Source organism: Pseudomonas sp. OG7, from assembly GCF_014192825.1.
In the GTDB taxonomy this organism is placed as follows: domain Bacteria; phylum Pseudomonadota; class Gammaproteobacteria; order Pseudomonadales; family Pseudomonadaceae; genus Aquipseudomonas; species Aquipseudomonas monteilii.
The window spans coordinates 38413-59610 of record NZ_JACHYK010000004.1 but is presented as its reverse complement, the minus strand read 5'-3'; the positions used below and the strand labels follow the sequence as shown (position 1 = coordinate 59610).

General features: G+C 63.2%; 23 protein-coding genes. 13 read left to right on the top strand and 10 right to left on the bottom strand.

Annotated elements, in window-relative coordinates; genetic code table 11:
• Nucleotides 1–255: 255 nt before the first annotated feature.
• The 4 genes from purM (at nucleotide 256) to FHW75_RS11045 (ending at nucleotide 3053) form a co-directional block, all read left to right on the top strand.
• Nucleotides 256–1314, top strand: a complete 1059-nt coding sequence (gene purM, locus FHW75_RS11060; protein WP_003252437.1) for a phosphoribosylformylglycinamidine cyclo-ligase — start codon at nucleotides 256–258, stop codon at nucleotides 1312–1314.
• Nucleotides 1314–1967 (top strand): phosphoribosylglycinamide formyltransferase, encoded by a 654-nt coding sequence (gene purN / locus FHW75_RS11055; protein WP_019099299.1) that lies wholly within the window; start codon nucleotides 1314–1316, stop codon nucleotides 1965–1967. Before purM ends, purN begins: the two co-directional genes overlap by 1 nt.
• Nucleotides 1968–1975: 8 nt before the next feature.
• Entirely contained in the window at nucleotides 1976–2686 is a 711-nt protein-coding gene (locus FHW75_RS11050; protein WP_016715462.1) for a DUF3108 domain-containing protein, read from the top strand.
• 184 nt (nucleotides 2687–2870) lie between these two features.
• On the top strand, nucleotides 2871–3053 hold the full coding sequence (locus FHW75_RS11045; RefSeq protein WP_016715461.1) for a hypothetical protein: 183 nt from the start codon (nucleotides 2871–2873) through the stop codon (nucleotides 3051–3053).
• A gap of 46 nt (nucleotides 3054–3099) precedes the next feature.
• Here the strand turns inward: FHW75_RS11045 and FHW75_RS11040 are convergent, their stop codons facing one another.
• The 7 genes from FHW75_RS11040 to FHW75_RS11010 form a co-directional block, all read right to left on the bottom strand.
• Nucleotides 3100–3639, bottom strand: a complete 540-nt coding sequence (locus tag FHW75_RS11040; RefSeq protein WP_016715460.1) for a DUF2058 domain-containing protein — start codon at nucleotides 3637–3639, stop codon at nucleotides 3100–3102.
• Nucleotides 3640–3665: 26 nt separating this feature from the next.
• Nucleotides 3666–4499, bottom strand: a complete 834-nt coding sequence (mazG, locus tag FHW75_RS11035; RefSeq protein ID WP_025754884.1) for a nucleoside triphosphate pyrophosphohydrolase — start codon at nucleotides 4497–4499, stop codon at nucleotides 3666–3668.
• Nucleotides 4500–4591: 92 nt separating this feature from the next.
• Complete coding sequence (relA, locus tag FHW75_RS11030) at nucleotides 4592–6832, bottom strand: GTP diphosphokinase (protein ID WP_019099300.1); 2241 nt, start codon at nucleotides 6830–6832, stop codon at nucleotides 4592–4594.
• A 96-nt stretch (nucleotides 6833–6928) separates the two neighbouring features.
• Nucleotides 6929–8287 carry a 23S rRNA (uracil(1939)-C(5))-methyltransferase RlmD gene (gene rlmD / locus FHW75_RS11025; protein ID WP_019099301.1) on the bottom strand — a complete coding sequence of 453 codons (1359 nt, stop codon included), beginning with the start codon at nucleotides 8285–8287 and terminating at the stop codon, nucleotides 6929–6931.
• Nucleotides 8288–9187, bottom strand: coding sequence for a cysteine synthase CysM (cysM, locus tag FHW75_RS11020; RefSeq protein WP_025754883.1), 900 nt, complete (start codon nucleotides 9185–9187; stop codon nucleotides 8288–8290).
• A 94-nt stretch (nucleotides 9188–9281) separates the two neighbouring features.
• On the bottom strand, nucleotides 9282–10655 hold the full coding sequence (locus tag FHW75_RS11015; protein WP_025754882.1) for a cell wall metabolism sensor histidine kinase WalK: 1374 nt from the start codon (nucleotides 10653–10655) through the stop codon (nucleotides 9282–9284).
• A gap of 3 nt (nucleotides 10656–10658) precedes the next feature.
• On the bottom strand, nucleotides 10659–11378 hold the full coding sequence (locus tag FHW75_RS11010) for a response regulator transcription factor (protein WP_183673646.1): 720 nt from the start codon (nucleotides 11376–11378) through the stop codon (nucleotides 10659–10661).
• Between the two features lie 193 nt (nucleotides 11379–11571).
• On the opposite strand from FHW75_RS11010, the gene FHW75_RS11005 reads away from it, so the two are divergent.
• Genes FHW75_RS11005 through FHW75_RS10990 form a run of 4 tightly spaced genes read left to right on the top strand, consistent with a single transcriptional unit; the run spans nucleotide 11572 to nucleotide 16220 of the window.
• Nucleotides 11572–14325 (top strand): response regulator, encoded by a 2754-nt coding sequence (locus tag FHW75_RS11005; RefSeq protein ID WP_183673644.1) that lies wholly within the window; start codon nucleotides 11572–11574, stop codon nucleotides 14323–14325.
• Between the two features lie 35 nt (nucleotides 14326–14360).
• Nucleotides 14361–15350, top strand: a complete 990-nt coding sequence (locus FHW75_RS11000; protein ID WP_019099306.1) for a 2-hydroxyacid dehydrogenase — start codon at nucleotides 14361–14363, stop codon at nucleotides 15348–15350.
• Nucleotides 15351–15381: 31 nt separating this feature from the next.
• A complete protein-coding gene (locus tag FHW75_RS10995) occupies nucleotides 15382–15819 on the top strand; it encodes a hypothetical protein (protein WP_019099307.1) in 438 nt (145 codons plus the stop codon).
• On the top strand, nucleotides 15816–16220 hold the full coding sequence (locus tag FHW75_RS10990; protein ID WP_019099308.1) for an META domain-containing protein: 405 nt from the start codon (nucleotides 15816–15818) through the stop codon (nucleotides 16218–16220). The genes FHW75_RS10995 and FHW75_RS10990 overlap by 4 nt, the downstream gene beginning before the upstream one ends.
• Before the next feature lie 34 nt (nucleotides 16221–16254).
• Here FHW75_RS10990 and FHW75_RS10985 read toward each other — a convergent pair whose 3' ends face one another.
• Nucleotides 16255–16719 carry a TlpA disulfide reductase family protein gene (locus FHW75_RS10985; protein WP_019099309.1) on the bottom strand — a complete coding sequence of 155 codons (465 nt, stop codon included), beginning with the start codon at nucleotides 16717–16719 and terminating at the stop codon, nucleotides 16255–16257.
• An 85-nt stretch (nucleotides 16720–16804) separates the two neighbouring features.
• On the opposite strand from FHW75_RS10985, the gene arsC reads away from it, so the two are divergent.
• From arsC to FHW75_RS10970, 3 genes are read left to right on the top strand one after another with little or no spacing between them, the layout of a single operon-like run.
• Nucleotides 16805–17158 (top strand): arsenate reductase (glutaredoxin), encoded by a 354-nt coding sequence (gene arsC / locus FHW75_RS10980; RefSeq protein ID WP_016715448.1) that lies wholly within the window; start codon nucleotides 16805–16807, stop codon nucleotides 17156–17158.
• Nucleotides 17155–17760 carry an NAD(P)H:quinone oxidoreductase gene (gene wrbA, locus FHW75_RS10975; RefSeq protein WP_183673642.1) on the top strand — a complete coding sequence of 202 codons (606 nt, stop codon included), beginning with the start codon at nucleotides 17155–17157 and terminating at the stop codon, nucleotides 17758–17760. Before arsC ends, wrbA begins: the two co-directional genes overlap by 4 nt.
• The gene (locus tag FHW75_RS10970; RefSeq protein ID WP_016715447.1) at nucleotides 17753–18166 is read left to right on the top strand and encodes a DUF2069 domain-containing protein; all 414 of its coding nucleotides are present in this window, start codon (nucleotides 17753–17755) and stop codon (nucleotides 18164–18166) included. The genes wrbA and FHW75_RS10970 overlap by 8 nt, the downstream gene beginning before the upstream one ends.
• Nucleotides 18167–18196: 30 nt before the next feature.
• On the opposite strand, the gene FHW75_RS10965 is transcribed toward FHW75_RS10970, so the two are convergent.
• Together FHW75_RS10965 and ttcA are read right to left on the bottom strand one after the other, a co-directional pair.
• On the bottom strand, nucleotides 18197–18868 hold the full coding sequence (locus tag FHW75_RS10965; RefSeq protein ID WP_019099310.1) for a DNA-3-methyladenine glycosylase I: 672 nt from the start codon (nucleotides 18866–18868) through the stop codon (nucleotides 18197–18199).
• 4 nt (nucleotides 18869–18872) lie between these two features.
• Nucleotides 18873–19697, bottom strand: a complete 825-nt coding sequence (gene ttcA / locus FHW75_RS10960; protein ID WP_016715445.1) for a tRNA 2-thiocytidine(32) synthetase TtcA — start codon at nucleotides 19695–19697, stop codon at nucleotides 18873–18875.
• 261 nt (nucleotides 19698–19958) lie between these two features.
• On the opposite strand from ttcA, the gene FHW75_RS10955 reads away from it, so the two are divergent.
• Complete coding sequence (locus tag FHW75_RS10955) at nucleotides 19959–20558, top strand: Yip1 family protein (RefSeq protein ID WP_003252385.1); 600 nt, start codon at nucleotides 19959–19961, stop codon at nucleotides 20556–20558.
• A 131-nt stretch (nucleotides 20559–20689) separates the two neighbouring features.
• Nucleotides 20690–21184, top strand: coding sequence for a SprT family zinc-dependent metalloprotease (locus FHW75_RS10950; protein ID WP_016715444.1), 495 nt, complete (start codon nucleotides 20690–20692; stop codon nucleotides 21182–21184).
• The last annotated feature ends 14 nt before the right edge of the window (nucleotides 21185–21198 follow it).

Sequence of the window (21198 nt, the reverse complement as noted above, 5' to 3'; positions counted from 1 at the left end):
GGAGGATTCCTGTCCAGTCGAGCATGAAGCTCGCTACTTGCAGCTTATACACATGCAACCGCATCAACCACCCTCAGCCCTTTTTCAACAATTTACCGCCCTGCCCGTCGGCCTGAGGATGGCCGCTGCCCGGCAACCCTGATAAAATCGCGCGCCTTCACAGACCACTGACGTTTCAGGCAGCCGCCGTCTACCCGCCGGCCTTGGCCGTCTTGGTCGTTTTTAAGAATCCCTCCCTCCTAAAGGCCTGGATCAATGAGCAAGCAACCCTCCCTGAGCTACAAGGACGCCGGTGTAGACATCGACGCCGGCGAAGCACTGGTCGAACGCATCAAGGGCGTGGCAAAACGCACCGCACGCCCTGAAGTCATGGGTGGCCTGGGCGGCTTCGGCGCCCTCTGCGAGATCCCGGCCGGCTACAAGCAGCCGGTGCTGGTCTCCGGCACCGACGGCGTCGGCACCAAGCTGCGCCTGGCGCTGAACCTGAACAAGCACGACAGCATCGGCCAGGACCTGGTCGCCATGTGCGTGAACGACCTGGTGGTATGCGGCGCCGAGCCGCTGTTCTTCCTCGACTACTACGCCACCGGCAAGCTGAACGTTGACGTGGCCGCCACCGTGGTCACCGGCATTGGCGCCGGTTGCGAACTGGCCGGCTGCTCGCTGGTCGGTGGTGAAACCGCCGAAATGCCTGGCATGTACGAAGGTGAAGACTACGACCTGGCCGGTTTCTGCGTCGGCGTGGTGGAAAAAGCCGAAATCATCGACGGCTCCAAGGTTGCCACTGGCGACGCGCTGATCGCCCTGCCGTCTTCGGGCCCGCACTCCAACGGCTACTCGCTGATCCGCAAAATCCTCGAAGTGTCCGCTACCGACATCGAGAACACCCAGCTGGACGGCAAGCCGCTGACCGACCTGCTGATGGCGCCGACCCGCATCTACGTCAAGCCGCTGCTGCAACTGATCAAGAACACCGGCGCCGTCAAGGCCATGGCCCACATCACCGGTGGCGGCCTGCTGGACAACATCCCGCGCGTACTGCCGAAAAACGCCCAGGCCGTGGTTGACGTGGCCAGCTGGCAGCGCCCGGCGGTGTTCGACTTCCTGCAGGAAAAAGGCAACGTCGACGAGCACGAAATGCACCGTGTACTGAACTGCGGCGTGGGCATGGTCATCTGCGTGGCCCAGGACCAGGTTGAAGCTGCCCTGAACGAACTGCGCGCCGCCGGTGAGCAGCCGTGGGTCATCGGCCACATCGCCGAAGCCGCCGAAGGCGCCGCCCAGGTCGAGCTGCAGAACCTCAAGGCACACTGATGCCGAGCAAGACCTGCAATGTAGTGGTACTGCTGTCGGGCTCCGGCAGCAACCTGCAAGCCCTGATCGACAGCTGCCAAGGCCAGGACAGCCCGGTGCGCATCCGTGCGGTGGTTTCCAACCGCGCCGATGCCTACGGCCTGCAACGTGCCGCGGCGGCCGGTATCGACAGCGTGGTGCTCGACCACACCCAGTTCGACGGCCGTGAAGCCTTCGATGCCGCGCTGGTTGCGCGCATCGACGGTTTTGCGCCGGACCTGGTGGTGCTGGCCGGCTTCATGCGCATCCTCAGTGGCGACTTCGTGCGCCACTACCAGGGCCGCCTGCTCAACATCCACCCGTCGCTGCTGCCCAGGTACAAGGGCCTGCATACCCACCGGCGGGCACTGGAGGCAGGCGACGCCGAGCACGGCTGCAGCGTACACTTCGTGACTGAGGAACTCGATGGCGGCCCACTGGTCGTACAGGCTGTGGTACCGGTGGCGTCTGACGACACCGTCGAAAGCCTGGCCCAACGGGTACACCGTCAGGAACACCTGATCTACCCGCTGGCGGTGCGCTGGTTCGCTGAAGGGCGCTTGCGCCTTGGCGAACAGGGCGCATTACTGGATGGCCAGCCCCTGGCGGCCAGCGGTCACTTGATTCGATCCTAGGAGAATTTATGCGTCGCGCCCTGCTTTTGGCTCTCGCCGTGCTCGCCCTGCCCCTCCAGGCAGCTGATCTGAAGCCTTTCTCGGCCAGCTACACCGCCGACTGGAAGCAGCTGCCCATGAGCGGCACCGCCGAGCGCAGCCTGGTCAAGAATGCCAATGGTACCTGGGACCTTAACTTCAAGGCCTCCATGATGATCGCCAGCCTGACCGAGCAAAGCACCCTGCGCATGGAAAACGACACCCTGCTGCCGCAGAAGTACCACTTCGAGCGCGGCGGCCTGGGCAAGGCCAAGAAGGTCGACCTGAACTTCGACTGGACTGGCAAGAAAGTCACCGGCAGCGACCGTGGTGATGCCGTCAGCCTGCCGCTGAACCGTGGCGTGCTGGACAAGTCGTCCTACCAGTTGGCCCTGCAGCATGACGTGGCCGCCGGCAAGAAAAGCATGACCTACCAGGTGGTTGATGGTGACGAGATCGACACCTACGACTTCCGCGTGCTGGGCACCGAAAAAGTCACCACCAAGACCGGCCAGGTCGATGCGGTGAAGGTCGAGCGCGTGCGCGACCCAAGCCAGAGCAAGCGCATCACCGAGCTGTGGTTCGCCAAGAACTGGGACTACCTGCTGGTGCAACTGCGCCAGGTAGAGACCGATGGCAAGGAGTACGTGATCGTGCTGCAGGATGGCACGGTCGATGGCAAGCCGGTGAAAGGCAACTGATCCAGCACTGCCTGCAACATCCCAAGCCCCGCCCAGTGCGGGGCTTTTTTATGCCCTTGTGCAAAGGCACTGGCCTTCATGAAACTTGTTTCATGCCCGTTTTATTTACTTAGCCTGCTAACAAACTCTATAAAGAGGGTGTGCGACACACTGTCGCAGCCAACTGAAGAAGTGGAGTTTACCGATGACTGTCCAAGTAACCGAACGCGACGAATCGAAAATGTCCCACGAAAGCCTGGCCGCCGGCATGCGGATCTGGGATGTGCACCAACAAGGTCAACTGGTGGGGATGTTCCACAACGAACACGAAGCGCACCAATACCGCGTAGAGCTGGAAGACCTGGAAAACCAGCGCACCACGCAATGACCCAGCCTTCAAATAAAAAACCCCGCCAAGGCGGGGTTTTTCGTGTTTACCACATCAGATCATCAGGGATCTTGTAGGCGGCGTACGGGTCATCTTCGTCCGCTTCCTCGACATGGGTATTGAGCAACAGGATACGGCCAGGGTCGCGCTCCTGGATCTTCACCGCCGCTTCGCGAGGGATAACCTCGTAGCCACCGGCATGAGAAACCACGGCCAACGCGCCGTTACTCAGCTTGGTACGCATCAAGGCATTGACGGCAATGCGCTTGACCTTCTTGTCATCGACGAAGTTGTAGTAATCCTCGGTGCTCAGCTTAGGCAGACGAGTAGCTTCGATCAGTTGCTTGATCTGTGCAGCACGGGCCTTCTGCTCGGCCTTTTCCTGCTGCTGGCGATTCAGCTCCTGGTCACGCTTGACCTTTTCGGCCATGGCTTCCTTGGCCATGCGCTGCTGGCTGTCGTCGACTTCGACCTGGCCTTTGTGCTCCATGCGCTTCTGTTTCTTTTCAGCTTTGTTGGTCTGCGAGACCTGTTTCTGGTTGACCAGACCGGCTTTGAGCAATTGGTCGCGAAGGGAAAGGCTCATGAATGTTCACTCACTTATGCAACAGCTCAGCCGCAGCTGGGCAGGTTCTTTTCCTGACGCTTGGCTTCCCCCCAAAGGGCATCCAGTTCGTCAAGGTGACAATCTTCAATGGGGCGACCACTGTCGCGCAATGCCTGTTCGATAAAACGGAAACGTCGTTCGAACTTGCGGTTGGCGCGGCGCAGGGCGTTTTCCGGGTCATGCTTGAGGTGGCGGGCCAGGTTGACGGTGGCGAAAAGCAGGTCGCCCACTTCATCTTCGAGGGCATCGGCATCGCCGTCGGCCATGGCCTGCAACACCTCGTCCAGTTCTTCGCGCACCTTGTCCAGCACCGGTAATGCTGCCGGCCAGTCGAAACCGACCGTGGCGGCGCGCTTTTGCAGTTTGGCTGCCCGTGACAGGGCCGGCAAGGCTGACGGCACGTCATCGAGCAGCGACAGTTGCTCGGGCGTGCTTTTCTCGGCCCGCTCCTCGGCCTTGATCTCCTCCCAACGGGACTTGACCTGGGCCTCGCTCAGGCTGGGGGTATCCAGCGGCGCATAAAGCTCGCCGGTAGGGAATACATGTGGATGGCGACGAATCAGCTTGCGGGTGATGCTGTCGACCACGCCATCGAACTCGAAACGCCCCTCCTCCCGGGCCAGCTGGCTGTAGTAGACCACCTGGAACAGCAAGTCGCCCAGCTCACCTTGCAGGTGCTCGAAATCACCGCGCTCGATGGTGTCGGCGACCTCGTAGGCTTCTTCAATCGTGTGCGGGACGATACTCGCGTAGTTCTGCTTGAGGTCCCATGGGCAACCGTACTGCGGGTCGCGCAGGCGGGCCATGAGGTGCAGCAGGTCTTCGAGGGTGTAGGTCATGTAGGCAGGTCCTTCGGTGGCGCCCTCTTCGCGGGCAAGCCCACTCCTACAGGGGTAGGAGCGGGTTTACCCTCGAAGCAGGCGCCGCAGTCTCAAGGGGTACGATTACGCCGCGTCTCGATGATGTTCGGCAACTGCGAGATCCGCCCCAGCAGGCGCCCCAGCGCGTCCAGGCCTGGAATCTCGATGGTCAGCGACATCAGCGCGGTGTTGTCTTCCTTGTTCGAGCGGGTGTTCACCGCCAGCACGTTGATTTTCTCGTTCAGCAGCACCTGCGAAACGTCGCGCAGCAGGCCCGGGCGGTCGTAGGCACGAATAACGATGTCAACCGGGTAGGTCTGCACCGGGATCGGCCCCCAGCTCACCTGGATCATGCGCTCCGGCTCCTTGCCCGCCAGCTGCAGCACCGAGGCGCAGTCCTGGCGGTGGATGCTCACGCCACGGCCCTGGGTGATGTAGCCGACAATGGCATCGCCCGGCAGCGGCTGGCAGCAGCCGGCCATCTGCGTCAGCAGGTTGCCGACCCCCTGGATCTGGATATCACCACGCTTGCCAGTACGCGGGCCGGTAGGCTTGCGCGGCACCAGCTCGATCTGCTCGACACGCTCGGGTTCCAGCAACTGCTGGGCAGCATTGACCAGATGGGCCAGGCGCAGGTCGCCCGCCCCCAGCGAGGCGAACATGTCCTCGGCGGTCTTGACGTTGGTTTTCTCGGCCAGGCGCTCGAAGTCGACCTGCGGCAGGCCCAGGCGGCTGAGTTCACGTTCGAGCAAGGTCTTGCCAGCGGCGACGTTCTGGTCGCGCGCCTGCAGCTTGAACCAGTGCACGATCTTGGCCCGCGCCCGCGAGGTGGTGACATAGCCCAGGTTGGAGTTCAACCAGTCGCGGCTGGGGTTACCGTGCTTGCTGGTGATGATCTCGACCTGCTCGCCGGTCTGCAGGCTGTAGTTCAGCGGTACGATACGGCCGTTGATCTTGGCGCCACGGCAGTTATGGCCAATCTCGGTGTGCACGCGGTAGGCGAAGTCCAGCGGCGTGGCACCCTTGGGCAGGTCGATGGCATGGCCGTCCGGTGTGAATACATAAACCCGGTCCGGCTCGATGTCGACGCGCAACTGCTCGGCCAGGCCACCGATGTCGCCCAGCTCTTCGTGCCACTCCAGCACCTGGCGCAGCCAGGAGATCTTCTCTTCGTAGTGGTTGGAGCTCGGCTTGACGTCGGTGCCCTTGTAGCGCCAGTGGGCGCATACGCCGAGCTCGGCTTCTTCGTGCATGCCGTGGGTACGGATCTGCACTTCCAGCACCTTGCCCTCCGGGCCGATCACCGCCGTGTGCAGCGAGCGATAGCCGTTCTCCTTGGGGTTGGCGATGTAGTCGTCGAACTCTTTGGGGATGTGCCGCCACAGCGTGTGCACAATGCCCAGCGCGGTGTAGCAGTCGCGGATTTCCGGCACCAGCACGCGCACCGCACGCACGTCGTAGATCTGGCTGAATTCCAGGCCTTTGCGCTGCATCTTGCGCCAGATCGAATAGATGTGTTTCGCCCGACCGCTGATATCGGCCTTCACGCCCGTGGCCAGCAACTCGTTCTGCAACTGGTTCATCACGTCGCTGATGAAGCGCTCGCGGTCCAGCCGGCGCTCGTGCAGCAGTTTGGCGATCTGCTTGTACTGGTCGGGTTCGAGGTAGCGGAAAGACAGGTCTTCCAGCTCCCACTTGATGTGGCCGATACCCAGGCGGTGCGCCAGCGGCGCATAGATGTCGAACACCTCGCGCGCGACACGCAGGCGTTTCTCGTCGTCAGCAGCCTTGACCGCACGGATCGCGCAGGTGCGCTCGGCCAGCTTGATCAGCGCCACACGCACGTCGTCGACCATGGCCACGAGCATCTTGCGCAGGTTCTCGACCTGCGCCTGCGAGCCCAGCACCAGCGACTGCCGCGGGCTGAGGCTGGCACTGATGGCGGCCATGCGCAGCACGCCGTCGATCAGCTTCGACACCACCGGGCCAAAACGTTGGCTGACTTCAGCCAGGGTGACCTTGCCTTCGCGCACCGAGCGGTAGATGACCGCTGCCACCAGGGAGTCCTGGTCGAGCTTGAGGTCGGCGAGGATTTCGGCGATCTCCAGCCCCGCCTGGAAGCTGGACGTACCGTCCGCCCAGGAATGCTTGGCCGGGTTGCCCTTTTTCTCGACCTCGTGGGCAAACTCGCAGGCCTCTTTCAGCGCTGCGCGATCCAGTGCCGAATCGACGCTTACCACATGGTCCAACCATGCTTCGAGATTGATACTGCCGTCGGTGTTGACCGGCTGGTGCACTCTCACCTGTACCATCTTTGTTTTACCTTTCCATACAGCGCACCACGCGGATGCGCTGGCGATCACCGTGCGGCTGCCATTCCATGGAAGCCGCACCAAGGGGCCAGTCTGCTAGCCCGCTTCGAATAACGCCATGGCCTCGACATGCGCCGTTTGAGGAAACATGTCGAGAATCCCGGCCCTTTTTAACCGGTACCCCTGGCCGACCAGCACCTGGGCGTCTCGCGCCAGCGTGGCCGGGTTGCACGATACGTAGACCAGCCGTTTGGCCTGGAGGCGTGCGATGCCTTGCACCACCTCGAAAGCACCGTCGCGCGGTGGATCCAAGAGTACCGCAGAAAAGCCCTCGGCGGCCCATCCGGTGCCTGCCAAAGGCTGCGATAAATCGGCCTGAAAAAACCGTGCGTTATGCACATTGTTGTTTCGGGCATTGGCCGCGGCCCGATCGACCATGGCCTGTACACCTTCCACAGCCACCACTTCGCGCGCCTGGCGGGCCAGCGGCAGGGCGAAGTTGCCCAAGCCGCAGAACAGGTCCAGCACACGTTCGTCGGCCTGCGGTGCGAGCCAGGCCAGGGCCTGCTCGATCATCGCCGTGTTGACCTGGGCATTCACCTGGACGAAGTCGCCCGGGCGCCAGGCCAGTTCCAGCTGCCACGGTGCCAAGGCAAAGCCCAGTTGTGCGGTAGCGTCCACCGGCGCAGGTTCACCTTCACCCTGCAACCACAGCTGGGCATCGGCCTGCTCGCAAAACGCCTGCAGTTTCGCCAGGTCTTCTGCCGGCAGCGGCGCAACATGACGCACCAGCACCGCCTCGGCGGTACCACTGAACAGCTCCACGTGGCCCAGCGCCTGGGGTTTGCTCAACGAACGCAGCACCGTCGGCAAGTGGCGCAGAATCGACTGCAAAGGCTGTACCAGTACCGCGCAATCGTCGATGGCGATGATGGCCTGGCTGGCTTCGGCACGGAAGCCGACCTCCAGCTGACGCGCCTTGACGTCCCAGCGAACGGCCACGCGGGCACGGCGTCGGTAGCCAAATTCCGGCCCGCTCAGCGGTGCGGCCCATTCCTCGGGCTGCACGCCAGCCACTCGCTGCAGCTGTTCGGCCAGCGTGCGCTGTTTGAGCGCCAGTTGCGCTTCGTGCGGCAGGTGCTGCAGGTTGCAGCCTCCGCAGCGGTCGTAATAACGGCACGGCGCCTCGCGGCGCTCGGGGCTGGCCTGTAGCAGGCGCTCCAGGCGGGCCTCGACCACTTTGCCACGGGCATTGAGCACGCGCGCCTCCACGGCCTCACCGGCCAGGGCGCCACTGACAAACCAGGTGCGCCCGTCAAGGAAGGCAATGCCACGGCCGTCACCGGCCAGGCGCTCGATATCCAGGCGCTGCTTCTTGCCCACGGGGACCTGGGGGCTACGGTTGCCGCCGGCCGGCTGAAAGCGCAGGCCGCTGTTGCTTTTTTTCTTGGACATTTAGCTCGGGTCGAACAGGCCGGTGGACAGGTAACGGTCGCCGCGGTCGCAAATGATCGCGACCATCACGGCATTTTCCACCTCACGGGACAGGCGCAGCATGGCTGCGACCGCACCACCGGAAGACACGCCGCAGAAAATGCCCTCTTCACGGGCAAGGCGGCGGGTGGTGTCTTCGGCTTCCTGCTGCGACATGTCGACCACGCGGTCTACGCGGGTGGCGTCGAAAATTTTCGGCAGGTATTCCTCGGGCCAGCGGCGAATGCCTGGAATGGCCGAGCCTTCCATGGGCTGCAGGCCGATGATCTGCACCGCCGGATTCTGCTCCTTGAGGTACTGCGAGCAGCCCATGATGGTGCCGGTGGTGCCCATGGAACTGACGAAATGGGTAATGGTGCCTTGGGTCTGCTGCCAGATTTCCGGGCCAGTGCTGTTGTAGTGGGCGATCGGGTTGTCGCCGTTGGCGAACTGGTCAAGCACCAGGCCGCGGCCTTCGGCCTGCAGCTTCTCGGCCAGGTCGCGGGCACCTTCCATGCCCTCTTCCTTGGTCACCAGAATCAGCTCGGCGCCGTAGGCGGTCATCGCGGCCTTACGCTCGGCGGTGGAATTGTCGGGCATGATCAGGATCATCTTGTAACCCTTGATTGCCGCCGCCATCGCCAGGGCGATGCCGGTGTTGCCGGAGGTGGCTTCGATCAAGGTGTCGCCGGGCTTGATCTGGCCACGCAGCTCGGCGCGGGTGATCATCGACAGCGCGGGGCGGTCTTTCACCGAGCCGGCAGGATTGTTACCTTCGAGCTTGAGCAGGAGGGTGTTGCTGGTTTCGCCAGCAATGCGCTGCAGGCGAACCAGTGGCGTATTGCCGACGCAATCGGCGATGGTTGGGTACTGCAAGGTCATGGCGTATTTCACAATCCGGACGGCAGGGGCGCCTATCATACCGGCAAACCCTTCGCGGCCATATCACGCAATCTGTAGAACATATAGCTACAAGCTATAAGGCGTCCTGCGCCCGCGCCGAGACCACCGCATGTGACGGCAAGCGCATCCACAGTTGCAGCCCACGCTTGCCATTCTGCGCCCACAAAGTGCCGCCCTGGCGCTGGATGGCACTGCGGGCGATGCTCAGCCCCAAGCCAAAACCACCATCCCCCGGCCGCGAACCGTCCAGCCGCGAGAACGGCGCGAAGATCCGTTCCAGGTCCTCTTCTGCCACACCCCCGCCTTCATCTTCCAGCCACAACCACCAGTAACTGCCTTCGCGCTGCCCACCCAGGCGCACCACACCCTCGGCAGGCGAGTGACGAATGGCATTGCGCAACATGTTTTCCAGTGCCTGGGCCAAGTGGTTGAGGTTGCCCTGCACCCAGCAGTCGGCCGGCACTTCACAGCGCAAGCGCTCAAGCGACCAACCGCTCTCGTAGCTGGCATTCTCGGCCAGCAGCTCCCACAACGCGTGGACTTCGATCGGCTCCAGGTTCATCGGCGCACGTTCGGCGTCCTGCCAGGCCAACTGCAGGGTGTCTTCTACCAGTTGCTGCATACCATCCACTTCACGGGTCAGGCGCTCGCGCAGGCGTTGCAAGTCGGTTTCACCGTCACAGGCCACCCGCAGCCGGCTCAACGGCGTGCGCATTTCATGCGACAAGTCGCGCAACAACTGCTGCTGCATGGCCACCGTGCCCTGCAGCCGCTCGGCCATCTGGTCGAAGGCGCGGGCCAGCTCGCCCAGCTCGTCATGCCGGGCGATGGTGCGCGAGTCCAGGCGTGCCGACAGCTGGTCGGCACGCCAGGCATTGGCCTGTTCGCGCAGCTGGTTCAAGGGCACGATCAACATGCGGTACAGCCCCACGCACAGCAGCAAGGTGAACAGGCCGGGGATGATGCCGTTGGTGACGATGCGCCACAGCAAGCGGTACTGGTCCGGATTGAACCGTTGCGGCAGTTCGATCACCAGCATGCCCTGCTCCGGCGCCGACGGGAACGGTACACGCACCCAAGGCTGGTCGACGCTGCGACGGCTCATAGGCCAATCGACCCCGCGCAGGCGCGTCAGGCGCTGCATGATCTGCGGGTTGAGGGTGGCACTGTCGAGGGGCCGCAGGTTGATATCCAGCACACCCACCCAGCCCCGTTCGCGCTGGTGCATCGCCGCCACCCACTGGTCCACCCCCGCTCGCCCACCGCTACGCCAGGCTTGCTCGGCCTCGGCGGCATAGCCACGCAGCGTTTGCCGCGCCGGCTCAGAGAGGAAAGCGTTCTGGATTTCCATGTGCCGGCCCCAGGTATAACTGAGGCCAATCATCAGCAGGCAGAAGCCCACCAGCAAGATGGCCAGCTTCCAGAACAACGAATGGCGGTCGAGCATGGCTTACTCCGCCTCGGTGGCGCTGAGCACGTAGCCCTTGCCCCACACGGTGCGGATCTGCCGCCCGTCATAGCCGATGCCCTTGAGCTTGCGGCGGATCTGGCTGACATGCATGTCCAGGCTGCGGTCATGCCGCGAATAGCCGCGTTGCAACACCTGCTGGTAAAGGAATGGCTTGCTCAGAACGTCATCGAGGTTGCGGTTGAGGATGTCGAGCAGGCGGAATTCACTGGGTGTAAGGCCTGCCAGGCGGCCATCCAGCCGCACATCGCACAGCCCCTCGTCGAACTGCAGCTCACCGCCGCCGGCCTGCTCCTGCGGCGCCTGATGACGCCGCTCAAGGGCCACCCGACGCAGGATGGCCTCGATGCGCACCTGCAGCTCGGCCATGCTGAACGGTTTGGGCAGGTAGTCATCGGCCCCACGCTGGAAACCACTGATACGGTCGGCCTCGGCACCCAGCGCCGACATCAGGATCACTGGCGTGGCGCTGCGCTGGCGTAACTGTGCCAACGCGTCAAGGCCATTGAGCCCGGGCAACAGGATGTCCATCAGCACCACATCGAACACCTGACGCCCGGCCGTCTCCAGGCCCTCCAGGCCATTGCGGCACCAGGTCACCTGAAAGCCGCCGCGTTGCAGTTCTTCGTGCAGGTAGGCACCGAGCACCGGATCATCCTCGATGGCGAGGATAGTGGAGTTGTGAATAGCTACAGGATTCATTGGCAACTGCCATGCATTCTCAATTGCGCGATTATTGAGCATCCACCGCCTGCCAGGCAACCGCCCTGCGACCAATGCACCGGCAATGGCGCAAAACACATACTAAAGAGGTGCAATGGTGCCGCAGGCGGAGTAACTTCGCGGCTTGGCCGTCACCACTTGACGGCATCCAGGCACATCACAGGAGGCGAGTGTGCTCGATCGCTTGGGAATCCGTAGCCGGGTCCTGCTGCTGGCACTGCTGCCGGCCGGCCTGATGGCCCTGGTGCTGGGCAGTTACTTCACCTGGCTGCAACAGAACGACCTGCGCACACAGCTGTTGCAGCGTGGCAAGATGATTGCCGAACAACTGGCGCCACTGGCCGCCCCCGCCATGGCCCGGCTCGCGCCAGCGCAACTGGAGCGTATCGCCGCGCAGACCCTGGAGCAGTCCGATGTACGGGCCGTTGCCTTCCTGGCCCCGGACCGCACACGCCTGGCCCACGCTGGCCCGAGCATGCTCAACCAGCCCCCCAGCGGTGGTACGGGCACCCAGCTGTTGCAACGCAGCGGCAACGACGCCACCCGCTACCTGATGCCTGTCTTCGGCCACCACCGTGATCTGGCCACCGATGCCGTACCGTCCGAGGCCGAGCGCCTGCTGGGATGGGTCGAGATCGAGCTGTCGCACGACGGCACACTGCTGCGCGGTTATCGCAACCTGTTCACCAGCCTGTTGCTGATCCTCGCTTGCCTGGCCCTCAGCGGCCTGCTGGCGCTGCGCATGAGCCGCACCATCAACGGCCCCATCGAGCGCATCAAGCACGCGGTCAACCAGCTCAAGGACGGCCACCTGGAAGAACGCCTGCCAACCATGGGCAGCCATGAGCTGGACGAGCTGGCACACGGTATCAACCGCATGGCCGAAACCCTGCAAAATGCCCATGAAGAACTGCAGCACAGCATCGACCAGGCCACCGAAGACGTGCGCCAGAACCTCGAAACCATCGAGATTCAGAACATCGAGCTGGACATGGCACGCAAGGAGGCGCTTGAGGCCAGCCGCATCAAGTCGGAGTTCCTGGCCAACATGAGCCACGAGATCCGCACCCCGCTCAATGGCATTCTGGGGTTTACCCACCTACTGCAAAAAAGCGAGATGACGCCGCGCCAGCTGGACTACCTGAGCACCATCGAGAAATCCGCCGACAATTTGCTCGGGATCATCAACGAGATCCTCGATTTCTCCAAGATCGAGGCCGGCAAACTGGTGCTCGACAGCATCCCGTTCAACCTGCGTGACCTGGTTCAGGATACGCTGACCATCCTGGCACCGGCCGCCCACGCCAAGCAGCTGGAATTGCTCAGCCTGATCTATCGCGACACGCCCGCTTCGTTGATCGGCGACCCGCTGCGGCTCAAGCAGATCCTGACCAACCTGGTCAGCAACGCCATCAAGTTCACCCGCGAAGGCACCATCGTCGTACGTGCCATGCTCGAAGACGAGCACGAAGACAGCGCACAGCTGCGCATCAGTGTGCAGGACACCGGTATCGGCCTGTCGCCGCAGGATGTACGTACACTGTTCCAGGCCTTCAGCCAGGCCGACAACTCGCTGGCCCGCCAGCCCGGCGGCACCGGCCTGGGGCTGGTGATTTCCAAACGCCTGATCGAGCAGATGGGCGGCGAAATCGGCGTCGACAGCACCCCGGGCGAAGGGTCGCAGTTCTGGATCAGCCTCAACCTGCCCAAAGCCCACGACGATGTCGAGGCGTTTGCGCTACAGCCGCTGCTGGGCCGCCGCGCCGCCATCGTCGACGGCCACGAGCTGGCCCGTCAGGCGCTGGAACACCAACTGGAAGACTGCGGCCTCAGTGTCAGCCTGTTCACCTCCTACGACCAGCTGCTGCAAGCGGTGCAAGCTGCCAGCCAGGCCGGCCAGCCGTTCGAGTTCGCCGTGCTCGGGGCCAACCTGGGCACCCTGTCGCCCGAGCAACTGGGCCACTACCACCAGCAGCTTGAGCGCCACCACTGCCAATGCGTGGTGCTGTGCCCGACCACCGAGCAAGCCCTTTACCACCCGTTCCTGCCCAATGGTCATGGCCAGTTGCTGTCCAAGCCGACCTGCACCCGCAAACTGCGCCGCCTGCTGCTGGAGCTGGTGCAACCACGCCGCCCGCTGGGCGAAGCGAACAGCATCAACGGCCAGCGGCAGCCGAAAATCCTGTGCGTCGACGACAATGCCGCCAACTTGCTGTTGGTCCAGACCCTGCTAGAGGATCTTGGCGCCGAGGTGCTGGCCGTAGACAACGGTTATGCCGCGGTAAAGGCCGTACAGGACGAGCCCTTCGACCTGATACTGATGGACGTGCAGATGCCCGGCATGGATGGCCGCGCCTGCACAGAGCAGATTCGGCTTTGGGAAAATACCCAAAGTGGCAACCCGCTGCCGATCGTTGCCCTTACCGCCCACGCCATGGCCAATGAAAAACGCGCATTGCTGCACGGCGGCATGGACGACTACCTGACCAAGCCAATCAGCGAACGGCAACTGGCCCAGGTGGTGATGAAATGGACGGGGCTGAGCCTGGGCACACCGCGGCAGGCGCAAACCGATCTGTTGGCCAACAGCGATGAGCTCAAGGTACTCGACCCCGAAGAAGGCTTGCGCCTGGCGGCAGGCAAGGCGGACCTGGCAGCCGACATGCTGAGCATGCTGCTGGCCTCGCTGGAGGCAGACCGCGAAGCCATTCGTGCGGCCCGCGATGCAGACGACCGCAATGGCCTGATCGAGCAGGTACACCGCCTGAACGGCGCCTCGCGCTATTGCGGTGTGCCGCAGTTGCGCGCGGCCTGCCAGCGCAGCGAGACCTTGCTCAAGCAGGAAAGTCCGCAGGCACAGCAGGCGCTGGATGAGCTGGACGGTGCGATCAGCCGGCTGGCGGCGCAGGCCAGATTGAGCGCTTGAACAGAGCGGTCGAGTTTTGAATGAGGAGCCCCACCATGCGAGCCCTGTTGTTCAGCAGTCAGCACTACGATCAGGAAAGCTTCACCCGGGCCGCCAGTGGCAGCACCCTGGAACTGCACTTCCAGCCTGCCCGCCTGACGCTCGACACCGCCGCCCTGGCCAGCGGCTACGAAGTCGTTTGTGCCTTCATCAATGACGAACTCGACGCCCCGGTGCTGCAGCGCCTGGCCGCCGGTGGCACACGCCTGATCGCGCTGCGTTCGGCCGGCTACAACCACGTCGACCTGGCCGAAGCCCAGCGTCTGGGCCTTGAGGTGGTTCGCGTGCCAGCCTACTCGCCACACGCCGTGGCCGAGCACGCCGTGGCGTTGATCCTGGCCCTCAACCGGCGCCTGCACCGGGCCTACAACCGCACCCGCGAAGGTGATTTCACCCTGCACGGGCTCACCGGCTTCGACCTGCACGGCAAAACCGTCGGTGTGGTCGGCACCGGCCAGATCGGCGCGGCCTTTGCCCGCATCATGGCCGGTTTCGGCTGCCAACTGCTGGCCTACGACCCCTACCCCAACCCGGAACTGCTGGCCCTCGGTGCGCGTTACCTGACCATGCCCGAGTTGCTACGCGAAGCCCGCATCATCAGCCTGCACTGCCCGCTGACCGAGCACACCCGCCACTTGATCAACGCACAGAGCCTGGCCCAGCTGCAACCCGGTGCCATGCTCATAAACACGGGCCGTGGCGCGCTGGTCGACACCCCGGCACTGATCGATGCGCTGAAAAGCGGCCAACTCGGCTACCTGGGCCTGGATGTCTACGAAGAAGAAGCCCAGCTGTTCTTCGAAGACCGCTCCGACCTGCCCCTGCAAGACGATGTGCTGGCGCGCCTGCTGACCTTCCCCAACGTGATCATCACGGCTCACCAGGCCTTCCTCACCCGCGAGGCGCTGGATGCCATCGCCGCGACCACGCTGGACAACATCAACCGCTGGGCGGCGGGCAATCCACAGAATCTGGTGATGGGTTAATGCTAGGATACGCGGCATTTCTGGAGGACCCATGGTCGAGCACGATTTCCGTTACACCCTTTTCAACCCGCAACACACCCTGATCGAGTGCCGCGCACTGGTGCCAGGCCGCTACCAGGTCACTGGCAACGGCGGCTCGATGCACAAAGGCGACACTCTGCTGGTCACCCTCAAAGGCAGCAAGGACCTGTCCATGCGCCTGACCGTGGAAAGCGTGCGCCACCTGATCAACCCGCGCGGCCAGTGGGTTGCCGTGGCCAGCGGTCCGGTGTTCAACGAGCTGGAAATCCTCACCTGGCAGGTCGAGTGCGACAGCTGCGATGCCGTGCTGGACTTCGAATTTGCCGTGGACGCCAAGCTGGGCAAACAAGCCCGCCAACCCGCTGCCAGCGCGCGCATTGCCGAACTGGGCTGGGCCAGCCGTGGCGACAAACACCTGTGCCCGCGTTGCCAGGAGAGCGTCGAGTGAAAAATCTGCTGACCGGCGTGCTGATTGCCACCGGCCTGCTCGGCTGCGCCGCAGAACCTTCGAAGCTGCAGCAGGAACGCAGCTATGTGCTGGAGTGGATTGGCGAACGCCCGCTGATCGACTACAGCCACCTGACCCTGACCCTGGCCAGCGACGGCCGCGCCTATGGCAATGGCGGTTGCAACCACTGGTTTGCGCCGTACACGCTGGACGGTGAGCACCTGAGCTTCGGCAAGGTCGGCAAGACCCGCAAGCTGTGCGCGCCAGCGTTGATGGAGCAGGAAAAGCGCTTCTTGCAGGCACTGGAAACGGTACAGCGCTGGGATGTGTCGCCGGTGGAGCAGATGCGCTTCTGGCCGGCCGAAGGCAAGCCGCTGCGATTCTGGCCTGAAGAAGGCTGATATCATGGGGGGCTGCCCTGCAGCCCCACCTGGATCAAGCGCCTTTCAGGGCCTTGATCTTGGCCTGCAACCCTTCCAGGGTCTGCTCGCCCAACAGCTGCTCACGCACCTTGCCCTTGTCATCGATGATGTAGGTCACCGGCAGCGCCTCGCTGCGTGGCAGGTCGTAGCGCTCGGCCGGGTCCTGGGCCAGCACGGTAAAACCGATGCCCAGGGTGTCAGCGGCCTGTTTCAGGTCCTGCCCCTGCAAGCCATCAAAATTCACCCCCACCACCTTGATGCCATCGGCCGCCCACTGCTTGGCCGCCGCGTTCAGTTCCGGGATTTCGGTACGGCACGGCCCGCACCATTCAGCCCAGTAGTTGAGCACCAGCCAGTGCCCGTCGATCTGTTCGGCCTTAACCGTATTACCGTGTTGGTCCACGCCATAATCGGCACCGCAACCACCGAGCAACAGGCTCGCGGTGATGGCCAGTACTGCTGCCAGACGCCTTGCCATGGGTCAATCCTTCTCGAGTTTTAAAGCAAATTGGTCAGTCGCTGCGGTTAGAATAGCCGCCACACCCTGCTGGATGCGACCCGACATGACCGACCTCACGCTCTATCATAACCCGCGCTGCTCGAAATCCCGCGGCGCGCTGGAACTGCTCGAAGCCCGCGGCCTGGCGCCAACCATCGTGCGCTACCTGGAAACCCCACCCGACGCCGCCACCCTCAAGGCCCTGCTCGCCAAGCTGGGCGTCACACCACGTCAACTGCTGCGCACAGGTGAAGACGCGTACAAGGACCTGAACCTGGCTGACCCGGCATTGACCGATGCACAACTGATCGACGCCATGACCCAGCACCCCAAGCTGATCGAACGCCCGATCCTGGTCGCCGGTGACAAGGCCGTGGTCGGTCGCCCGCCGGAAAAAGTGCTGGAGATCCTGCCGTGAGCGCCCCGTACATCCTGGTGCTGTATTACAGCCGCCATGGTTCGACCAGCGAAATGGCCCGGCATATCGCTCGCGGCATCGAACTCGCCGGCATGGAGGCGCGCCTGCGCACGGTGCCTGCGATCTCCACCGAGTGCGAAGCCGTCGCGCCGGATATTCCGGCCAGTGGCGCGCTGTACGCCACCCTGGACGACCTGCGCCACTGCGCCGGGCTGGTGCTGGGCAGCCCGACCCGTTTCGGCAACATGGCAGCGCCGCTGAAGTACTTCCTGGACGGCACCAGCAGCCTGTGGCTGGGTGGCGAACTGGTGGGCAAGCCGGCTGGCGTGTTCACCTCCACCGCCAGCCTGCACGGCGGCCAGGAAACCACCCTGCTGTCGATGCTGCTGCCGTTGATGCACCACGGCATGCTGGTGATGGGCCTGCCCTACAGCGAATCGGCCTTGCTGGAAACCCGCGGGGGCGGCACCCCTTATGGTGCCAGCCACCATGCCGGTGCCGATGGCAAGCGCGAGCTCGACCAACACGAGATCGCCCTGTGCCGCGCCCTTGGCCAACGCCTGGCGACCACCGCCAAGGCCCTGGAGGCCGCGCGTGGCTAAAAAGCCCAAGGTGTTGCCGCCACTGGAATGGTTGGCACCGCGCCTGCGCCTGACGCGAGCGTTGAGCCTGGCGTTTTTCTTCGGCCTGATCGCTTTGCTGGTGGTCAACAACCTGTGGTTTGCCAACCTGCACGGGGCACGGGTCGAGGTGATCCTGGCGATCGAACTGGTGCCGCTGCTGTTGCTGTTGCCGGGCATGCTGACAGGCAGCGCACGGGCACATGCCTGGACCTGCTTCGTGGTGAACATCTATTTCATCAAGGGCGTGCTGGCGGCGTTCGACCCGGCGCGGGCGGTGTTCGGCTGGGTTGAAGTGCTGGTGAGCCTGGGGTTGTTCATTGCAGGGCTGCTGTATGTGCGCTGGAAGTTCCAGCATGAGCGGCGCCTAGCGGGCGAAGGTAATTAACATCTGGGGCCGCTCTGCGGCCCCAAAATCTCAATGGTTGACGGTATGCGCCAGCATCACCGACAACTGGCACAGCGGCCGCCCGCTCTCTTCGTGCCACTGGTTGAACGCCTGCTGTACCAACGCCAGGTCGCGTTGACTGGTCGGTTGCTTGTCGATCACCTTCTGTGCAATCAGCGCCGCCGCCATGTCATCGGTGGGAATGAACGTATCCTTGCCGACCATGCGCAAAAAGCGTGGCGCCGACAACCCACCCAGCTGGTTGCCGTGCTTGGCCAGGTACTTCCACAAGCCCACGATGTCGGTCACCGGCCAGTCGGCGATGAAGGCGCCGAAACTGCCCTTTTCCTTCGCCACGTCGAGCACCATCTGCGCATTGCGCGGCACGCTCTTGAGCTTGCCCATGTGACGGATGATGCGCTCATCCTGCATCAGCCGCTCCAGGTGCTCGGCGCCCATCAGCACCACCTTCTCCGGGTCGAAACCGAAGAACACCTGCTCGAACGCCGGCCATTTGGCATCCACCAGGCTGTGCTTGAGCCCGGCGCGGAACACACGCAAGGCCAGGGTCGACAGGTAGCGGTCATCACTGATGCCCCTCAACTGCGCCGGCGTGCGCGGCTGCGGCAGGAATGCCTCCAGCGCCTGGGCCGAGCCAAAGCGGTTCAGGCAGTACTCATGCAGCCACTGGTAATCGCGCATAGGCTCAGATATTCACCACGTCGAGGAAGCGCGGGGTAGCGTTTTCGTCGATCTTCAGGCTGGTGAAGTCGAACAGGTTGCGGTCGGCCAGTTGCGACGGTGCCACGTTCTGCAGGGCTCGGAAAATGCTCTCGGTACGGCCCGGGTGCTTGCGCTCCCACTCCACCAGCATGTCCTTGACCACCTGGCGCTGCAGGTTTTCCTGCGAGCCGCACAGGTTGCACGGGATGATCGGGAATTCCTTCATGTCCGAGTAGGCCTGGATGTCCTTCTCGCTGCAGTAGGCCAGCGGGCGGATCACCACATTGCGGCCATCATCGGCGCGCAGCTTCGGCGGCATGCCCTTGAGCGCACCGTTGAAGAACATGTTGAGGAAGAAGGTTTCGACGATATCGTCGCGGTGGTGCCCCAGGGCCATCTTGGTCGCGCCGATTTCATCGGCGAAGGTGTACAAGGTGCCACGGCGCAGGCGCGAGCACAGCGAGCAGGTGGTCTTGCCCTCGGGTACCAGTTCCTTGACCACCGAGTAGGTGTCCTTCTCGACGATGTGGTACTCGACGCCCAGCTCCTTGAGGTAGGCCGGCAGCACGTGCTCGGGGAAGCCCGGCTGCTTCTGGTCCATGTTCACCGCAACGATCTCGAACTTGATCGGTGCCACCTTCTGCAGGTGCAACAGAACGTCGAGCATGGTGTAGCTGTCCTTGCCGCCAGACAGGCAGACCATGACCTTGTCGCCATCCTCGATCATGTTGTAGTCGGTGATGGCTTCGCCGGCGAGACGACGCAGGCGTTTTTGCAGTTTGTTCTGGTTGACCGAGAGGGTGCCCATAGCGCTTGAATCCGCGAGGTGTGACAAAAGGCGGCTATTTTACGCACAAACGCGGCGCCGCTGTAGGCATTCCGATAAAGACTTCGTTGTAATCAACAGTACGCCTGACAGCGCAATTTGCTCTAAAAAGCACGGTTTATGCCGGCAACAGCTTCCTATACTGCGACATAAGGCCACATTACCGCTTGCTTCGGTGTTCGGGCCTCGGGCCGCTTGCGCTCCATCTGGGGGGCGTTTGGCAACATTGAGAGGAGTGACGGCATGATTCATCACGTTGTGGGGCTGTTTACCCATCCCGACCAGGAATGGCGGGAAATCCGTGGCGAAGAAGAAACCATCAGCCACATGTACCTGACGCATACCCTTATCCTGGCGGCGATTCCCGCCGTTTCGGCGTTCATCGGCACCACCCAGGTCGGCTGGGTGATCGGCGACCGCCCAGCAGTGATGCTGACCATGGAAAGCGCCATCTGGATGAGCATCATGTCGTACCTGGCAATGCTCGCCGGGGTGGCGGTAATGGGCGCATTCATCCACTGGATGGCGCGCACCTACGATGCCAACCCGTCCATGGCGCAGTGCATCGCCTTTGCCACCTACACCGCCACCCCTTTGTTCATCGGCGGCCTGGCAGCGCTTTACCCGCACTTGTGGCTGGGCATGCTGATCGGCACGGCCGCCATCTGCTACACGGTGTACCTGCTGTATGTCGGCTTACCGACGTTCATGAACATACCGTCCGACGAAGGCTTCCTGTTCTCGAGCTCCGTGCTGGCGGTGGGCCTTGTGGTGCTGGTGGCGATCATGGCCGCCACGGTGATTATCTGGGGACTGGGCGTGGGGCCCGTCTACACCAACTAGAACAGATTCAACCAACACTGGGGCATCAATCAGGGGCCGCCGCAAGGCGGCCTCTGGCTGTGCGCTGACCGGTGGCTCGGCACCCCCGCTGCAGTTGCGGCATAATGCCCGGTCAGGAGAACCACCCCGCCATGCCCGAGCTGCTCAGACAACGCGTCGAAACCTGTTACCAGCAAGCCGAAACCTTCTTCAAACGCCCCTTCCCGCGCCCGGAAGTCAGCTTCAAGCTGCGCGGGCAAAAAGCCGGGGTTGCCCACCTGCACGAGAACCTGCTGCGTTTCAACCTGCAGCTCTACCGCGAAAACCAGGAAGACTTCCTGCGCCAGACCGTGGCCCATGAAGTGGCACACCTGGTGGCCCACCAGCTGTTCGGCGACCGCATCCAGGCCCATGGCGAGGAGTGGCAGCTGATCATGCGCGGGGTGTACGAGCTGCCGCCCAACCGGTGCCACAACTACGCAGTGCAACGGCGCGCGGTCACCCGCTACATTTACCGCTGCCCATGCCCGCAGGGTGACTTCCCGTTTACGGCGCAGCGGCACAAGTTGGTGCGCCAGGGGCGGCGGTACCTGTGCAAGCGATGCAGGGAGATTCTGGTGTACAGCGGCGAGACCCGCGTCGAATAGATTGTGTTCAAGCA

Excerpts from the sequence above, each read along its gene's own strand:
- purM (WP_003252437.1), top strand. The coding sequence starts at position 256 with ATGAGCAAGCAACCCTCCCTGAGCTACAAGGACGCCGGTGTAGACATC.
- purN (WP_019099299.1), top strand. The coding sequence starts at position 1,314 with ATGCCGAGCAAGACCTGCAATGTAGTGGTACTGCTGTCGGGCTCCGGC.
- FHW75_RS11050 (WP_016715462.1), top strand. The coding sequence starts at position 1,976 with ATGCGTCGCGCCCTGCTTTTGGCTCTCGCCGTGCTCGCCCTGCCCCTC.
- FHW75_RS11045 (WP_016715461.1), top strand. The coding sequence starts at position 2,871 with ATGACTGTCCAAGTAACCGAACGCGACGAATCGAAAATGTCCCACGAA.
- FHW75_RS11040 (WP_016715460.1), bottom strand. The coding sequence starts at position 3,639 with ATGAGCCTTTCCCTTCGCGACCAATTGCTCAAAGCCGGTCTGGTCAAC.
- mazG (WP_025754884.1), bottom strand. The coding sequence starts at position 4,499 with ATGACCTACACCCTCGAAGACCTGCTGCACCTCATGGCCCGCCTGCGC.
- relA (WP_019099300.1), bottom strand. The coding sequence starts at position 6,832 with ATGGTACAGGTGAGAGTGCACCAGCCGGTCAACACCGACGGCAGTATC.
- rlmD (WP_019099301.1), bottom strand. The coding sequence starts at position 8,287 with ATGTCCAAGAAAAAAAGCAACAGCGGCCTGCGCTTTCAGCCGGCCGGC.
- cysM (WP_025754883.1), bottom strand. The coding sequence starts at position 9,187 with ATGACCTTGCAGTACCCAACCATCGCCGATTGCGTCGGCAATACGCCA.
- FHW75_RS11015 (WP_025754882.1), bottom strand. The coding sequence starts at position 10,655 with ATGCTCGACCGCCATTCGTTGTTCTGGAAGCTGGCCATCTTGCTGGTG.
- FHW75_RS11010 (WP_183673646.1), bottom strand. The coding sequence starts at position 11,378 with ATGAATCCTGTAGCTATTCACAACTCCACTATCCTCGCCATCGAGGAT.
- FHW75_RS11000 (WP_019099306.1), top strand. The coding sequence starts at position 14,361 with ATGCGAGCCCTGTTGTTCAGCAGTCAGCACTACGATCAGGAAAGCTTC.
- FHW75_RS10995 (WP_019099307.1), top strand. The coding sequence starts at position 15,382 with ATGGTCGAGCACGATTTCCGTTACACCCTTTTCAACCCGCAACACACC.
- FHW75_RS10985 (WP_019099309.1), bottom strand. The coding sequence starts at position 16,719 with ATGGCAAGGCGTCTGGCAGCAGTACTGGCCATCACCGCGAGCCTGTTG.
- arsC (WP_016715448.1), top strand. The coding sequence starts at position 16,805 with ATGACCGACCTCACGCTCTATCATAACCCGCGCTGCTCGAAATCCCGC.
- FHW75_RS10965 (WP_019099310.1), bottom strand. The coding sequence starts at position 18,868 with ATGCGCGATTACCAGTGGCTGCATGAGTACTGCCTGAACCGCTTTGGC.
- ttcA (WP_016715445.1), bottom strand. The coding sequence starts at position 19,697 with ATGGGCACCCTCTCGGTCAACCAGAACAAACTGCAAAAACGCCTGCGT.
- FHW75_RS10955 (WP_003252385.1), top strand. The coding sequence starts at position 19,959 with ATGATTCATCACGTTGTGGGGCTGTTTACCCATCCCGACCAGGAATGG.
- FHW75_RS10950 (WP_016715444.1), top strand. The coding sequence starts at position 20,690 with ATGCCCGAGCTGCTCAGACAACGCGTCGAAACCTGTTACCAGCAAGCC.